The 14819-nt window shown below is 43.0% G+C and carries 9 protein-coding genes; 8 read left to right on the top strand and 1 reads right to left on the bottom strand.

Annotation, left to right across the window (positions count from 1 at the left end; translation table 11 throughout):
* The first annotated feature begins 399 nt into the window (after positions 1-399).
* On the top strand, positions 400-2964 hold the full coding sequence (gene glgP, locus NWP17_RS09305) for an alpha-glucan family phosphorylase (RefSeq protein ID WP_280654631.1): 2565 nt from the start codon (positions 400-402) through the stop codon (positions 2962-2964).
* Between the two features lie 81 nt (positions 2965-3045).
* Here glgP and NWP17_RS09310 read toward each other — a convergent pair whose 3' ends face one another.
* Positions 3046-3777, bottom strand: a complete 732-nt coding sequence (locus tag NWP17_RS09310; protein WP_280654632.1) for a DUF429 domain-containing protein — start codon at positions 3775-3777, stop codon at positions 3046-3048.
* A gap of 233 nt (positions 3778-4010) precedes the next feature.
* Between NWP17_RS09310 and trpS the strand changes: the two genes are divergently transcribed.
* The 7 genes from trpS (at position 4011) to NWP17_RS09345 (ending at position 14653) form a co-directional block, all read left to right on the top strand.
* Positions 4011-5021, top strand: coding sequence for a tryptophan--tRNA ligase (trpS, locus tag NWP17_RS09315; RefSeq protein WP_280654633.1), 1011 nt, complete (start codon positions 4011-4013; stop codon positions 5019-5021).
* A 59-nt stretch (positions 5022-5080) separates the two neighbouring features.
* Positions 5081-5992 (top strand): methylenetetrahydrofolate reductase, encoded by a 912-nt coding sequence (locus NWP17_RS09320; protein WP_280654647.1) that lies wholly within the window; start codon positions 5081-5083, stop codon positions 5990-5992.
* Between the two features lie 137 nt (positions 5993-6129).
* Positions 6130-7758: a peptide chain release factor 3 gene (gene prfC / locus NWP17_RS09325; protein ID WP_280654634.1), complete on the top strand. Its 1629-nt coding sequence runs from the start codon at positions 6130-6132 to the stop codon at positions 7756-7758.
* A 133-nt stretch (positions 7759-7891) separates the two neighbouring features.
* Complete coding sequence (locus NWP17_RS09330) at positions 7892-10090, top strand: M48 family metallopeptidase (RefSeq protein WP_280654648.1); 2199 nt, start codon at positions 7892-7894, stop codon at positions 10088-10090.
* A 612-nt stretch (positions 10091-10702) separates the two neighbouring features.
* A complete protein-coding gene (locus NWP17_RS09335) occupies positions 10703-11203 on the top strand; it encodes an RNA recognition motif domain-containing protein (protein ID WP_280654635.1) in 501 nt (166 codons plus the stop codon).
* Positions 11204-11634: 431 nt separating this feature from the next.
* On the top strand, positions 11635-12900 hold the full coding sequence (locus tag NWP17_RS09340; RefSeq protein ID WP_280654636.1) for a glycosyltransferase family 4 protein: 1266 nt from the start codon (positions 11635-11637) through the stop codon (positions 12898-12900).
* A gap of 22 nt (positions 12901-12922) precedes the next feature.
* Positions 12923-14653, top strand: coding sequence for an Rqc2 family fibronectin-binding protein (locus tag NWP17_RS09345; RefSeq protein ID WP_280654649.1), 1731 nt, complete (start codon positions 12923-12925; stop codon positions 14651-14653).
* Positions 14654-14819 lie beyond the last annotated feature (166 nt).

Below are 14819 nucleotides of genomic sequence, written 5' to 3' on the forward strand. Positions count from 1 at the left end.
CTGCTGAATATAGATATGATTGATACTTATTTACGTAATTTTTATTTTTTGGCGAAGAAGCAAACAAATACTGTTATAATTGGAATACATAAATAAAATTTGTAGCAAAAAATACAAACCACAAACCTGATTGGAAGAAAAGATTAAAAAATTACCTTTACTCTTGCTCAATAGAGAGAAAATAAATTTTAATATACCAAGTAAATACTTGAAGGCAATTCCTAGACTTAGCAATGCCTAGAGTGTAAACCTTATCAGCGATACAAAGAATAACTCTCAATGCTAAACTTTCGTCATAGCAATTTTACAAACACCGTAAAAAGAATTGGCAACATTGGGTAGAGACAGTAATACATAAGTAAGCAATAGCCAAAATTAAACTTGGAGTTTTATCAGACTATGCAGCCAATTCGCACATTTAACGTTTCGCCATCCTTACCGTCGCGGCTTGAACCCCTGCGGGAACTAGGATATAACTTGCACTGGGATTGGAATGTTGAGAGTAAAGATTTATTTCGCCGCCTAGACCCTGACTTGTGGGAATCTAGCCGCCATAACCCTGTATTAATGCTGGGTACAATCAGTCAAGGGCGACTGTTGGAAGTGGTGGAAGATGAAGGCTTTTTAGCACAAATGGATCGTGCTGCTCGCCAATTGGAAGAGTACTTACAAGAACGTACCTGGTACGAAAAACAACGCAGCCAAAAGCCCAAGGAATGCTACGCCTATTTTTCGGCGGAATTCGGACTTGTGGATTGCTTGCCAATCTATTCTGGCGGTTTGGGGGTTTTGGCGGGGGATCACCTGAAATCAGCCAGCGACTTGGGTTTACCTCTGGTTGGGGTGGGCTTATTGTATCAGCAGGGGTATTTTGCTCAATACTTGAATGCTGATGGCTGGCAACAAGAACGCTACCCCATCAATGATTTCTATAATATGCCCTTACATCTGGAGCGCAATGCTGATGGTTCGGAGTTGCGCATTGAAGTAGATTATCCAGGGCGCAAAGTCTACGCCAGAGTGTGGCGGGTACAGGTGGGAATGGTTCCCCTGTATATGCTAGATACCAACATTGAACCTAATAACCCTTACGACCACGACATTACAGATCAGCTATACGGTGGGGACATTGATATGCGAATCCACCAAGAAATGATGCTGGGGATTGGTGGTGTCAGGATGTTGAAAGCTCTGGGTTACAATGTCACTGCTTACCACATGAATGAAGGTCATGCAGCATTTTCCGCTTTAGAGCGTATCCGCATCCTCATTCAAGAAGAGGGTTTGAGTTATGACCAAGCTAAACAAGTGGTGGCTTCTAGCAATATCTTTACTACTCACACCCCAGTACCAGCAGGGATAGATTTGTTTTCTCCTGACAAAATTTTGTATTACCTGGGGCATTACTCAGAAATCTTTGGTTTGCCTAAAGAGCAGTTTTTGGGACTGGGGCGAGAAAATACCGGGGATTTATCGGCACCTTTTAGTATGGCAGTGTTGGCTTTGAAAATGGCTACATTTTCTAATGGTGTAGCCCAGTTGCACGGTGTGGTGTCCCGGCAAATGTTTCAAGGGTTGTGGAAGAAAGTTCCAGTCCAAGAAGTACCCATTGCCGCCATTACTAATGGTGTTCATGCCCGTAGTTGTGTAGCTAAATCAACTCAAGAGTTGTACGATCGCTATTTGGGTCCAAACTGGTCATCAGTACCACCAGAACACCCATTGTGGGACCGGATGGATGCTATCCCGGATGAGGAGTTGTGGCGCAATCACGAACGCTGCCGCTTGGACATGGTTTTATACGTGCGAGAGCATTTGGTTAAGCATTTGCGCGATCGCGGGGCTTCTGCTTTGGAAATCAACCAAGCCCAAGAAGTTCTTGATCCCAATGTTTTAACCATTGGCTTTGCTCGGCGGTTTGCTACCTATAAACGGGCTACCCTCTGGATGCGTGATGTGGAGAGGATCAAGCGGATTTTGTTGAATAACAAAAATCGTAAAGTGCAATTTGTCATTGCAGGTAAGGCTCACCCCAAAGATATCCCTGGGAAGGAACTGATCCGCGACATCAATCACTTTATCAGTGAACAAAACTTGGAAAAACAAGTGGTGTTTGTTCCTAATTACGATATTCACATTGCCCGGTTAATGGTGGCTGGTTGTGATGTGTGGTTAAACACACCACGCCGCCCCCGGGAAGCTTCCGGAACTAGCGGGATGAAGGCCGCTATGAATGGACTGCTCAATTTAAGTGTTCTAGATGGTTGGTGGGATGAAGCTGATTATGTCCGCACTGGTTGGTCTATTGGACATGGTGAAAATTACGATGATCCCAACTACCAGGATGAAGTAGAAGCCAATGCTCTCTACGAATTGTTAGAGAAAGAAGTCATACCTCTGTTTTATGAGCATCAAGATGTTGATGGTTTACCCCGGTCTTGGATTGCTAAAATGAAAGACGCAATTCGCTTGAATTGTCCTTTCTTTAATACAGCCCGGATGGTGGGAGAATATGCACAAAGGGCTTATTTCCCAGCCAGCGATCGCCATCATAGTCTCACTGCTGAAAACTACGCCCCAGCTAAAGATTTGGCTAATTGGAAGGGCAAACTCAGCGAGCATTGGTACAACATCAAAATTAAAGATGTTGATGTGTCAGCAGATGCGGATATAGAGGTTAATCAAACCGTGAGTGTCAAAGCCAAGGTAGACTTAGCCGGCTTGACTAATGAGGATGTCCGGGTGGAGTTATACCAAGGTGCAATTGATGCAAGTGGTGAGATTGTCAATGGTGTGCCTGTAGTCATGGATTACCAAGGACAAGATGGAGAAAGTTTGAGTATTTACACTGGTAATATCACCTATACAACTTCTGGTTTGCAGGGGTTGTCTTTGCGTGTTTTACCGCAACACCAAAACTTATCTAGTCCCTATGAGCCAAGATTAATTGCCTGGGCAGAATAAGCTGAGGAAGTAGGGGGTAGGGTATTTAATATCACCCACTCCCTATTTTACTAGGGATGCGGAATTTATCTAACATCTTAATTACCGCTTACTAGGGATGACAATATAACCAGTGGTACTATCCCCTAGCACTAAATTACGTTGTTCACCCCAATACCACCAGTGGGCTGCTACATAAGCACAAATTAAGCTATCTAGTTGGTCTTCTACTGCTTTGAGTGCTGCGCCTGTATTGGGAACTTGAAAAAACCAATCTTTAAAAGGCAAAGTACACAGAGAGGGAGTCAGACTTGGTAGAATGCTGAGAATATAATTTTGCAGTTTCATTAATTCTAAGCGGCGCTCATTGATGCGTCCTTTTTTATATTTAAGGATGCGGTCTAACTGAAATAAATTAATTATGGCTGGATGGGGAAAAACTTCTATTTGATATCTGCCAATTTTTTGGGGATCAATGATGGGTGCATGAACAAATCCACGGGATTCTAACTCTAAACCAAAGTTAACAGTACGTTGTGCAAAGGGTAATTTTTGATTAGCTGGGTAGCATCCAGCATGATATTTGCCAAAGTATTTGTGAGTGAGTTTGTCCGGGAGACGACTTCCTGTAGGGTTAGGAATCAAGGTGGGCGCGTCTACGGCAATCATAGCCGGTGCTTGTGGTGGAACAATGTTATCAATCCAGGCGAGGATATCTACTATCAAATCTAGTCGCTGTAAATCTAGTATTTGCAGTTTTCCTGCTATTATTTCTAAACAGCATAAGCCGCTTGGTTGGGATTTCCAGCCTAAATCAATGCCGATAAATTTCATTTTTTTCAATCTAAAAGATTTGCATAGAAATAAAGATCAATATATTCACGCTTGCAGGTTAAAATAATTATATTAGATTTACGTAAAATAATGCCCAACGCCGATGAAGGGTAATTTTTTTCCAGATTCTACCTACTTATTGAGAAATTTATCGTGGAATGTGTCAAAATTAAATGAGTTTTGTAACCGCAACCTTACATAGACCGGATTCAATATTAATTAAGTGTAAATTTATGGGTAAGCAGCGTGTTCTTTCTGGGGTTCAACCAACAGGCAATTACCATCTAGGTAACTACCTAGGAGCCATTCGCAACTGGGTAGAAAGTCAGAGTGAATACGAAAATTACCTGTTTGTGGCTGATTTGCACGCCATTACAGTACCACACGACCCCAAAAGGTTAGCTTCTGATACTTATACCCTGGTGGCGCTTTATCTGGCCTGTGGTTTGGATTTAAATCACTCTACTATTTTTGTGCAGTCTCACGTCTCTGCCCACAGTGAACTGACTTGGCTGTTTAATTGCATTACACCTTTAAACTGGTTGGAAGACATGATTCAGTTTAAGGAGAAGGCTGTTAAGCAAGGTGAAAATGTCAATGTGGGGTTGTTGGACTATCCTGTGCTGATGGCTGCTGATATTTTGCTGTATCAGGCTGATAAAGTGCCAGTGGGTGAAGACCAAAAACAACACCTGGAATTGACCAGGGATATTGTTAACCGATTTAATCATCAATTTGGTAAGCCTGATCAGCCAGTAATTAAGTTACCATCGGCTTTAATTCGTGAAGCAGGGGCGAGGGTGATGAGTTTGGCTGATGGTACGCGTAAAATGTCCAAGTCTGACCCATCGGATTTAAGCCGAATTAATATACTTGATACGCCAGAGCAAATTGCTAATAAGATTAAGCGGTGTAAAACTGACCCGATTCGGGGTCTAACTTTCGGTGATCCAGAGCGTCCAGAGTGTAACAATCTGTTAACATTGTATATGTTGCTATCGGGAAAAAAGAAAGAAGAGGTGGCCGCGGAATGTCAAGATATGGGATGGGGACAGTTTAAGCCGTTATTGACGGAAACAACAATTAATGCTTTAAAACCCATACAGGAAAAATATCAGGACATCATGGCAGATCAAACTTACCTCCAGTCGGTTTTGCGGGAAGGACGGGAGAAAGCCGAGGTTATTGCTAATCAAACTTTGACACAGGTAAAAACTGCTTTGGGTTACACTTTGCCTGCATGAATGTTTCCCTTTTGGGCTTAATTCGTTATAGCCTGAAAAGAAATAGAAACATGAATGTTATGCAGGATACGCAAAATACCACGGTTTTAAATTCCTTTCGTCACGCCGCCCAAAGGGGCGAATTTTTAGTTACTGCTGAGGTAGCACCTCCCAAGGGGGCAGATGTTACACACATGATTTCAATGGCGGCGACCCTTAAGGGGAGGGTTCATGCTGTCAATATTACCGATGGTAGCCGCGCTGTATTGCGGATGTCTTCTTTGGCTGCGTCTGTTCTGTTGCTGCAAGAAGGTATTGAACCGATTTGTCAGTTTGCTTGCCGCGATCGCAATCGAATTGCCTTACAAGCTGATTTGATGGGTGCTAATGCTTTAGGCATTCGCAATATTTTAGCCTTAACTGGTGATCCGGTGAAAGTAGGTGATCACCCCCACGCTAAAGGCGTGTTTGATTTTGAATCTGTGCGACTGCTGCAACTAATTCGCAAGATGAATCAAGGTGTTGATGATAATGAAAAGCCTTTTACAGATGGGGGGACAGATTTATTTGCCGGTGCTGCGGTAGATCCACAGTCTCCTAGTTGGTCAGGTTTGCAAAAGCGATTTGAGCGGAAAATTGAAGCAGGAGCGCAGTTTTTCCAAACTCAGATGATTACAGACTTTGAACGCATGGAAAAGTTTATGGATACTGTGGCTGGTGGTTATAATAAGCCGATTTTGGCGGGAATTTTTCTGTTGAAATCAGCTAAGAATGCTCTGTTTATCAATAGATGTGTTCCTGGTGTCAATATACCTCAACACATTATTGATAGGTTGGCTCAAGCAAAAGATCCCATTGAGGAAGGAATGAAAATCGCGGCGGAACAGGTGCAAGTTGCCAGACAATTATGCCAAGGTGTACACATGATGGCTGTGAAGCGGGAAGATTTGATTGTGCCAATTTTAAATTTGGCGGGAGTTACACTTAATTAAATAACTTTTCTACCCAGAAGCTGGTGAAGGATACAATAGCGGTTGGTAACGGTACAAGCCAAGCCAATCGCGCTTCCTTTTTTAGGAGGAAAAATTAAAATAAGTTAAGTAATACAATAAGGAAAAAAATCAAGTATATGTCAACTGAAATTGAGACGGAACTGCTTCAAGCAGTTGAACTGCGTCGGAACTTTGCCATTATTTCTCACCCCGACGCGGGCAAAACTACTCTGACAGAAAAACTACTGCTATACGGAGGAGCTATTCACGAAGCCGGGGCTGTTAAAGCCCGTAGAGCGCAGCGCAAAGCCACTTCAGATTGGATGGCGATGGAACAACAACGGGGGATTTCTATTACATCTACAGTGTTACAGTTTGCTTACCAAAACTGTCAAATAAATTTATTAGACACACCCGGTCACCAAGATTTTAGTGAAGATACATATCGCACCCTAGCTGCTGCTGATAATGCAGTTATGCTGATTGATGTAGCTAAGGGCTTGGAACCCCAAACCAGAAAATTATTTGAAGTATGTAAATTAAAAGGACTGCCAATATTTACATTTGTTAATAAACTTGACCGTCCGGGAAGGGAAGCCCTAGAACTGTTGGATGAAATAGAGCAGGAGTTGGGTTTACAAACCTATGCGGTGAACTGGCCGATTGGTATGGGCGATCGCTTTAAAGGAGTATTTGACCGTCAGGAGCGAAAAATTCACCTATTTGAACGCAACGCCCACGGGAGCCGGGAGGCTAGGGAGACCACTGTAGAGTTAGGTAATGCCAAAATTGAGGAACTGCTGGCGGAAGACCTGTACCACCAACTGAAAAATGATCTAGAACTATTAGAAGGAGTTGGACCGGAACTGGATTTAAACCTAGTGCATCAAGGCCAAATGACTCCTGTGTTTTTTGGGAGCGCCATGACCAACTTTGGGGTAGAATTATTCCTTAAATACTTTCTCAAATACGCCCTCAAGCCAGTAGCTCATAACAGCAGCGTGGGTGAAATACCCCCGACCTATCCCGAATTTTCTGGTTTTGTTTTCAAACTACAGGCAAATATGGACCCGAAGCACCGCGATCGCGTGGCGTTTGTCCGGGTTTGCACAGGAAAATTTGAAAAGGATATGACAGTCAACCATGCTCGGACTGGCAAAGTAGTCCGCCTATCTCGCCCGCAAAAACTATTTGCCCAAGAACGAGAATCTATAGACATAGCTTATCCAGGAGACGTAATTGGTTTAAACAATCCCGGAGTATTTGCCATTGGTGACACTATTTACACAGGACAAAAACTGGAGTATGAAGGAATACCTTATTTTTCCCCAGAATTGTTTGCCACTCTGAGAAATCCCAACCCTTCCAAATTTAAGCAATTTCAAAAAGGCATTTCCGAATTGCGAGAAGAAGGAGCAGTCCAAATCATGTATTCCACAGATGAAGCCAAACGTGACCCTATAATGGCCGCAGTAGGTCAGCTGCAATTTGAAGTGGTGCAGTTTCGGTTGCAAAATGAGTATGGTGTGGAAACCATACTAGAAGTACTGCCCTACAGTGTCGCCAGGTGGGTTGAAGGTGGTTGGGAGGCCTTGCATCAAGTGGGGCGTGTTTTTAACACCACTACAGTCAAAGATAACATGGGACGGCCAGTTTTACTCTTCCGCAATGAATGGAATTGTCAACAGTTGCAGGCGGATCATCCAGAGTTGAAATTAAGCGCGATCGCCCCGGTGTATTCTGGTCAACAACCAGCCAAAGAATAATTTTCGCTTATAGACTAACCGGGTGGAATTGATGACCACATGAAAGATTCGCGCTTTTGTTTCGAGTATTACCACAGTGGATCATTAGTAGACATTCCATACGAAAAAATCTATGCCTTCTCTACAAGACCCTATGCCAACAAATGCCGAATTGTCTTTAGAGGCCGGTTTAGTTGCCCTCAAACAAGGAAATTACCCATTAGCCATCGCTAAACTTACCCCCGTAGCTAGTAGTCAAGAAAATCCTACTACCAACTTACAAGCCCGGGTTGGTTTAGTCATGGCTTATGCGCGCACTGGACAAATTCGCAAAGCCACCGTTTTGTGTCAAACACTCACAGAAAGTGAGAATACACAAGTTAAAGAATGGGCTAAACTTGCTCTGACCCACTTGACACAAAGCCAAAAAAGTAGTAAAGCCAAAAGTGCCGGAAGAGTTAACTCCCCATCACAACACCAACCAAAAAAAACAGCGCCAGAAACTACTGTACCATCGGTTGGTTTAATGAATACTGTTGTATCATCAGTTAAGTACGGGAATAAAACAGTCACACCCAGCAGCCATACACCAAATAAATGGAGTGCTGATATTCCCACCCCATCATCCAGTATTTATTGGCGACAAGGAAAACGCGCCAAAGTATGGCAGCCCCTAAAAAAGCCTAATTCCATTCCCTTGGATTTACTGGCACTGGGCACACTTGCTGCCTTATATTGGGTATTGACGGCGGTAGTTAAAATAATCAGTGGAATCATTAACTATACCTTGGTTCAACTACCATATTTAGAGCCATTACAGTTTCTATACCTCAATCCCGCCTCATTTGTATTGATGTTTGTATTGTTAATGATGGGACTATCACCCTGGCTGCTAGATTGGTTATTAACTAAATATTATGGGCAGGGAGAACTGTCTAAAGATGTTTTACATAATCACAGTCGGGAAACCATCAGAGTACTAAAACGTTATAGCCAACAGCGAAGCTGGCACATACCTAAATTAAGAATCTTGCCCATACCAGCACCAATAGCTCTAACATATGGTAATCTTGCCCGTAATGCCCGGATTGTGGTCAGTGAGGGACTATTGGAGCAACTAGCAGAAGATGAAATTGCCACCATCTATGCTGCCCAATTAGGGCATATTGCCCAATGGAACCTGGCGGTAATGTCTCTGGTGTTGCTGCTGTCACTACCCATTTATCACTTATATCAGCAAATATCAATATGGGGCAACCGTCAATCGGAGGGGATTTGGTATAAACCAATAACTATTTTAGCCAGTGTTGTTTATGGGTTCTGGTGTTTGCTAACAGGTATTAGTTTATGGCTGTCCCGGGTGCGGCATTACTATAGTGATATCTACAGTACAGAAATTACAGGTAATCCTAATGCTCTGACACGTGCTTTACTGAAAATGGCTGTGGGAATAGCTGTTGACATCCAAAAAACAGAACAAACCAGTTGGCAATTAGAAAGTTTAAACTTATTACTACCGGTAGGTTATCAGCAGAGTGTTTGCTTGGGTAGTATAGCCGGTCAAATGCCCTTTGAATCTATATTGATGTGGGATACTTGTCATCCCTATGGCCGTTGGTTTGCCATTAATAATAGCCATCCTCTCATGGGCGATCGCATCCAGCGTCTTAGTCAAATTGCTCGCCAATGGCACATCGACCCTGAAATACATCTTACCAGGCAACAAACAGCCCAAGTGAAGTTTCAGTCCTTCCTATTACATATTGCACCCTTTGTGGGCATTCCCCTAGGTTGTGTATTTGCGGGTTTAATCTGGTTAACTTGGCAAACTGCATTTACCTTGAGGTTATTAAACTTAAAATGGATATATGATGATGGGAAATTTGTCATAGGTTCCCTACTCATTGGCTTTAGCATCGGTATGGTGTGCCGAATGAACTCATTTTTCCCAGACATCAAGACCACTAATGTGGGCAATGAGCAAAGCCTACCCCATCTCTTAGCTCATCCATCTGCTCTTCCTATTGATGGTATTAGTGTGCAGCTAGTCGGTAAGCTATTGGGTCGCCGGGGTGCTGGCAATTGTTTAGGACAGGATTTAATCCTACAATGTGGCACAGGATTAGTGAAATTACATCACATTTCTTTGGGACAGTCGGTCAATCCTCAAGATTTCATTGGTCGGCAAATTATAGTTACGGGCTGGTTCCGTCGGGGAGCAACACCCTGGATTGATATTCACACCGTGCAAACTCAAACTGGTAAAACCATTTATAGCCCTCATGCTATTTGGTCTACTGCTGTGGCGGTTGCTGCACAGGCTTGGGGAGCATACATTTTTCTGACGGGTTAGTATTGCTGTGTAATCAATCATGCTAATGTAAATAAAAGTTTAAGTTGCTGTTTTCATCAATGAGTGTTACATTTATTTACATACTTTCCTAAAGCCCAATTAACTCAGCAATATAGTCTAGTTACCCAGATTTAGCCGGTTTATGCAAATTTATGCCTTTTACCCTCCCCATACAGCAGCTAAATCACCAGCCGATGGCTGGTTTTTGTTTCTGATCAAATTTTGTGAGAGAAAAAATGTATTTGATGCTACGATATATGAATAAAACAGTTAAAAATGTATGTTCTGAACCAGCTACGTAGATAATACCGTGGTAATGTAGGTAATGGTATTTATTCTGCGGGCGAGATTATCAAAGAAGATATTTACTTTAACAAGCCAAGGCTGATAAATTTACGATTCTTACAATTAAGGTAGTATTTGCTAGTCGTCGTATGCACCTTTGTATTAAACAAGCTTTATCCCAACTAAAAACTGTATTGTAGAGGTTGAAAGTTAGGAGTAAAAATTTTGGTTTACGGCAGTCTTGGTCAACAGCATCTATTTAATAGCCAAAGCCAAGTATTTGTTTTCTTGCCTTGCCATGTTCGTTCTAATTTGGAGGTATAATTCATGTCTGTTCGCCTGTATATAGGCAATTTGCCAAAAGAAGAAATAGATCGTCAAGATTTGCAGGCAGTTTTTGCCGAAGAAGGCGATGCTGTAACTACAAAACTAATTAAAGACCGCAAAACTGGTAAGTGTCGTGGTTTCGGTTTTCTCACTGTCAACAATGATGAACAAGCTGATCAAATTATTGAAAAATATAATGGTCATTTGTTCAAAGAAAGTCCTATCAAGCTAGAGAAAGCACTACCCCGGACCAAAGGTGAAGAGGGCGAGGAGCAAGCCCCTAAAGCTGCTACTCCCGCTCCTACGCAACCCGCACCTACTCTACAAAAAGAAGGCGGTCGTCGTGAGAAAAGCGGTAAAAAGTCCCGGCGTGGCGGCGGTGGTGGTGCGAAGGAAACTACCACCACAACTGGTGACTCAGATGCAATTCGTCCAGATCCACGCTGGGCTTCTGAGTTGGAAAAACTCAAGCAAATGCTAGCGGCGCAAACTACGAATTGAGTCTGTGGGGATTATCGGTTTTCCTGATGATTCAGTGCAGTGCTGATTCAGCCACTTTTGTCACTGCGATGGCAACTCTTGGTAAAATCCCCAATACCAAGAATGTCCATCGCTTTTTTATTGGACAACCGGGAACAGGGTTTTGAGGATTTCTCAAGGTTGGGTATGTGATGGCCAAGAAAAAAAATTTTTTTGTACATAATTAAATTAAAATGAAGATTAATTAAAGTTTCTGAAAAGTGCTGTATACGCGCGCGGCAAAACTTTGACTGAAATATCAACGGCGAGCAGAGCTACTGGCTTCAGACATGGGGGTTAGCCGTTGGCGATTTTAATCGCCTTCCCCATTAAACAGACGGTGAGCGACTAGGTTGCTGTGGTCTGTCAGTGAGTCTGTCAACATACACCCCTACCTGAGTAACACACAAACTATGAACCCTACTAGCGACAAATGTATTGCCTTAATTTCTGTTCATGGAGATCCGACCGTTGAAATTGGGAAGGAAGACGCTGGTGGGCAAAATGTTTATGTGCGGAATGTGGGTGAAGCACTGGCAAAGCTGGGCTGGCAAGTTGATATATTTACCCGCAAAGTGAGCGTGGAGCAAGATACCATGGTGGAAATGAGGGAAAATTGCCGCACTATTCGGTTAGCAGCAGGTCCAGTTAAGTTTGTGCGTAGAGATGATCTGTTGGCATATATGCCGGAATTTTTGCATAATTTACTTCAATTCCAAATAGAGAATAATATCAAGTATCAGCTAGTTCACACTAATTACTGGCATTCTAGCTGGGTGGGGATGCAACTAAAGAAAATCCAAGGTACTCGCCAGATTCATACCTATCATTCTCTGGGGGCGGTTAAGTACAATACCATGGGAATAATTCCTACAATTGCTAGTCAGCGATTAGCAGTGGAAAAGGAAGTATTAGAAACGGCAGAACGCATTGTAGCTACAAGTCCCCAAGAAAAGCAGCATATGCGATCGCTCCTTTCCACTCAAGGTAAGATAGAGATTATTCCCTGTGGTACAGATATTCGCCAATTTGGTGCTGTTGACCGCCAAGCTGCTAGATTAGAGTTGGGAATTAAACCCGAAACTAAACTGATTTTCTATGTGGGACGTTTTGACGGACGTAAAGGAATAGAAACTCTGGTGCGTGCGGTTAATCAATCCCAATTACTTGGGGATAAAAACCTCAAATTAATTATTGCAGGTGGTAGCACACCGGGAAATAGTGATGGTATGGAGCGCCAGCGCATTGAGCAGATCATCAATGAATTGGGGATGAATGAATTTACCACACTCCCGGGTCGCCTGACTCAGGAAATACTGCCGGCTTATTACGCTGCTGCTGATGTTTGTGTGGTTCCTAGTCACTATGAACCTTTTGGACTGGTGGCTATTGAGGCTATGGCTAGTGGTACACCTGTAGTAGCTAGTAATGTGGGTGGACTTCAGTTTACTGTGATTCCTGAAGTCACAGGTTTATTGGTCCCTCCCCAAGATGTAGCGGCTTTTGCAGCTGCTATTGACCGGGTTTTGTTAAACCCACAATGGGGAGAAAAATTAGGTCAAGCTGGTAAAAAACACGTGGAAAGTAAATTTAGTTGGGATGGGGTAGCCACTCGATTAAGTGAACTTTACGGACAAATTCGGCAGGAAAAGGTGAAAGAACCAGCATTAGTTCAGTAAGTAATAGGTGATTTTAACTGTTGTGCAACCAGTAGACTATACTACTTTGACTGCTGCTTGTAGCGAACTACGCGCTTACTGGCTGCCATCTCGATTAGAACAAGTTTATCAACGCGATCGCTATACTATCGCAGTAGCTTTACGCACTCTGAAACAAAGGGATTGGCTAGAGATTTCTTGGCATCCCCAAGGGGCGCGCATTTGTACGGGGGAACCACCCCCAAGACTACCGGACACTTTTACATTTAGCCAACAATTAGTACATCAATTGGGTGGTTTGGCTTTGGTGGATATGGGGGCGATCGCCCCTTGGGAGCGTGTTGTCAATTTGCAATTTGCCCGTCGTCCCGGAGAGGAGGCACTATATCATATATATGTGGAGGTAATGGGTAAATATAGTAATGCTATTCTCACCGATGCTAACAATATAATTATTACAGCTGCCCATCAAGTTAGTCAGCATCAATCCAGCGTGCGTCCCATCCAAACCGGACAGCCTTATGAAACTCCACCAAAGCTGACCGGACCTGTCCCCAGTTTGAATGAAAGTTTAGAACGCTGGCAAGAACGCATCAGCTTAGTACCGGGAACAATTAAGCGTCAGTTATTAAAAAGTTATAGCGGTTTGAGTTCTGCACTGGTAGAATCTATGTTACTGGCTGCTAATTTACTCCCTGAAACTACCACAGAAAACCTGAAGCCCCACGAATGGGAACAACTATTTACACGATGGCAAGAATGGTTACAAGCTTTAAAGTTGAGTAAGTTTCAACCAGCCTGGACAGCAAATGGATATACTGTTATGGGTTGGGGCGCAGTTGCACCAGAAAAAGACATTCAAACCCTACTTTACAAATACTACACAGACCAGTTAAGTCAGCAGGGGTTTACTCAGCTACGGCATCAGTTAAGTCAGAAATTAGATAACATTTTAGTAAAATTACGCAATAAAGCTGAGACCTTTTCTCAGCGCTTGCAGCAATCAGATCAAGCCGATGAATACCGAGCAAAGGCTGATTTGTTGATGTCAAACCTGCAAAAATGGCAACCAGGAATGAAAGAAATTATCCTGCGTGATTTTGAAACAGATCAGCCCGTAGCCATCGCCCTGGAACCAGATAAAAACGCGGTTCAAAACGCCCAACGCCTTTATAAACAGCACCAAAAACTTAAACGCGCTCGTGCTGCTGTGGAACCGTTGCTTTTGGATGTCCAGTCAGAAATTAGTTATTTGGAACAGGTAGAAGCAGCCATCGCCCAAATAGAAAATTACCAAACAGCAGCAGATTTACAGGCTTTAGAAGAAATCCGCGACGAATTAATTGGGCAAAAATATTTAGAAGATTCAGGATACCGCAGTGGAAGTTCCAGCGAAACAGCCAGCACCAACTTTTATCGTTATCGTACCCCCAACAACTTTGAAGTTTTAATCGGTCGCAACAATCGCCAAAATGACCAATTGAGTTTTCGTGTGGCGGGAGATTATGATTTGTGGTTTCACGCCCAGGAAATCCCAGGTAGTCATGTCTTGCTACGTTTAGAACCGGGTGCGGTTCCAGAAGCAGCAGATTTACAATTTGTGGCTAATCTCGCGGCTTACTACAGTCGTGCGCGTCAGAGTGAACAAGTACCTGTAGTTTACACCCAGCCCAAACACGTTTACAAGCCCAAGGGAGCTAAACCAGGTATAGCAATTTACAAGCAAGAGCGTATCCTGTGGGGACAGCCCCAGTCACTGATGAGAATATTGTAAATTTATTCTTCAAGATAGAGGTTCCCTCGGTTGGGTTATATCTTTTTTTGTGGATTTTAATCAAAAAACTGTGTGGAGTGTTACAGTATTGTTAAGAAAGGTTGCCCGTCGATTTTGGGAACGCGCAACTTGGTTTTAACTCCATTGAGAAGACAACGCGGAAAAA

It is taken from the genome of Chrysosporum bergii ANA360D, assembly GCF_029891735.1.
Lineage (GTDB): Bacteria > Cyanobacteriota > Cyanobacteriia > Cyanobacteriales > Nostocaceae > Umezakia > Umezakia bergii.

Excerpts from the sequence above, each read along its gene's own strand:
- glgP (WP_280654631.1), top strand. The coding sequence starts at position 400 with ATGCAGCCAATTCGCACATTTAACGTTTCGCCATCCTTACCGTCGCGG.
- NWP17_RS09320 (WP_280654647.1), top strand. The coding sequence starts at position 5,081 with ATGCAGGATACGCAAAATACCACGGTTTTAAATTCCTTTCGTCACGCC.
- NWP17_RS09335 (WP_280654635.1), top strand. The coding sequence starts at position 10,703 with ATGTCTGTTCGCCTGTATATAGGCAATTTGCCAAAAGAAGAAATAGAT.
- NWP17_RS09330 (WP_280654648.1), top strand. The coding sequence starts at position 7,892 with ATGCCAACAAATGCCGAATTGTCTTTAGAGGCCGGTTTAGTTGCCCTC.
- trpS (WP_280654633.1), top strand. The coding sequence starts at position 4,011 with ATGGGTAAGCAGCGTGTTCTTTCTGGGGTTCAACCAACAGGCAATTAC.
- NWP17_RS09340 (WP_280654636.1), top strand. The coding sequence starts at position 11,635 with ATGAACCCTACTAGCGACAAATGTATTGCCTTAATTTCTGTTCATGGA.
- NWP17_RS09310 (WP_280654632.1), bottom strand. The coding sequence starts at position 3,777 with ATGAAATTTATCGGCATTGATTTAGGCTGGAAATCCCAACCAAGCGGC.
- prfC (WP_280654634.1), top strand. The coding sequence starts at position 6,130 with ATGTCAACTGAAATTGAGACGGAACTGCTTCAAGCAGTTGAACTGCGT.